The organism is Anaerotignum faecicola, assembly GCA_024460105.1.
Classification (GTDB): domain Bacteria; phylum Bacillota; class Clostridia; order Lachnospirales; family Anaerotignaceae; genus JANFXS01.
The window spans coordinates 1-453 of the sequence record JANFXS010000277.1 but is presented as its reverse complement, the minus strand read 5'-3'; the positions used below and the strand labels follow the sequence as shown (position 1 = coordinate 453).

The 453-nt window shown below is 44.4% G+C and carries 1 protein-coding gene; it reads left to right on the top strand.

Annotated features, from left to right (window positions below; genetic code table 11):
* Positions 1-453: bifunctional acetaldehyde-CoA/alcohol dehydrogenase (locus tag NE664_13940; GenBank protein ID MCQ4727735.1), on the top strand; the 453-nt coding region annotated here is incomplete at both ends.

Here is a 453-nt window from a genome sequence, read left to right as displayed (position 1 = left end):
TGCAGCAAGAGGCTGCTATTTCTTAAAAGACGATGAGATTGAGAAGGTTCGTAAGACCATCATCATCAACGGCGCTTTAAATGCCAAGATCGTAGGACAGAAAGCGCACAACATTGCAAAGCTTGCAGGTGTCGATGTACCGGAAGATACCAAGATTTTAATCGGTGAGGTTGAATCTGTTAATATAGAAGAAGAATTTGCACATGAGAAGCTGTCTCCGGTTCTTGCCATGTATAAGGCTAAGGATTTTGATGAGGCGCTTGCAAAGGCTGCTCAGCTGGTTGCAGACGGCGGATATGGCCATACGGCTTCCCTGTATGTGAATGTAAATGAACATGAGAAGATCATGAAGCATGCCGAAGCTATGAAGACATGCCGTATCTTAATCAACACTCCTTCTTCCCATGGCGGTATCGGTGATATCTACAACTTCAAGATGACACCATCCTTAAC